The sequence below is a fragment of the Bradyrhizobium sp. P2_E8 genome, assembly GCF_056403875.1.
On record NZ_JBFUES010001484.1, the window covers coordinates 1 to 1,257 of the forward strand.

Consider the following 1,257-nt stretch of genomic DNA (forward strand, 5'->3'; position numbering starts at 1 on the left):
TGCGGCGGCGGGTGACCGGCACAGGCGGACTTCTAGGGATGGTGCGGACGGTGAGGCATCACCGCCTATATGGGCGGGAGGCAGAGGAAAAGGAACCCACCGCCGGAAAGGACGTGTTTTCAAAGCCTTGCCTTCCCAAACAGGCCCCGGCCCCCTAACTTTCCTTGACTTTTGGGCGGGAGCGGCGTTTAACCCCGCCACTTTCTCGGAAAGGCTTTCTTTTCGACCCGCCGACTGGCCCCGGAGGCCAGAGGTCAACGCCCGACAGCGCTATGCGCCCTCGGGCGCAAAGGTGTTTGGAAGATCGCATCCTGGCTTTGGCCAGGAACGAGAGGGTGGTCATCCCCCGCGAAGGCGGGGGATCCAGTGCTCCGAGACGGCTCGGCTGGAACCGAGGAGCCGCGGCGTACTGGATGCCCCGCCTTCGCGGGGCATGACAGCAATGAGTAACGGAGCGCTCTTCCCGTCGGGAAGACAGCAACAGGACAACGGCATTGTTCGACAATCTGTCGGAACGGCTTGGTGGCATTCTCGATCGTCTGACGGGGCGCGGTGCGCTGACCGAAAAGGACGTCGACGCCGCGATGCGCGAGGTGCGCCGCGCGCTGCTGGAGGCCGACGTCGCGCTAGAGGTGGTGCGCAGCTTCACCGAGCGCGTCCGCGAGCAGGCGATCGGCGCCACCGTCGTCAAGTCGGTCACGCCCGGCCAGATGGTGGTCAAGATCGTCCATGACGAACTGATCAACACGCTCGGCGCCGAAAGCCAGACCAWCGACGTCAATTCCGTGCCGCCGGTGCCGATCATGATGGTCGGCCTGCAAGGCTCCGGTAAAACCACCACCACCGCGAAGCTCGCCCGCCGCCTGGTCCAGCGCGACAAGCGCAAGGTGCTGATGGCTTCGCTCGACGTCTACCGCCCGGCGGCGATGGAGCAGCTGGCCGTGCTCGGCCGCGACCTCGACATTCCGACCTTGCCGATCGTGGCGGGCCAGCAGCCGCCGCAGATTGCGAAGCGCGCACTCGAAGCCGGCAAGCTCGGCGGCTACGACATCGTACTGCTCGACACCGCCGGCCGTACCACGCTCGACGAAGAGATGATGGCGGAAGCGGCTGCGATCAAAGCCGCCGCCAATCCGCATGAAGTGCTGCTGGTCGCCGACAGCCTCACCGGCCAGGACGCGGTCAACCTTGCGCGCGCGTTCGATCAGCGCGTCGGCCTCACCGGCATCGTGCTGACCCGTGTGGACGGTGACGGCC

1 protein-coding gene is annotated in these 1,257 nt (G+C 66.1%); it reads left to right on the forward strand.

The window, feature by feature from the left end:
- Positions 1-494 precede the first annotated feature (494 nt).
- Positions 495-1,257, forward strand: a 763-nt coding sequence (locus AC1D00_RS41630) for a signal recognition particle receptor subunit alpha (RefSeq protein WP_477014707.1), incomplete at its 3' end; no start/stop codon positions are given.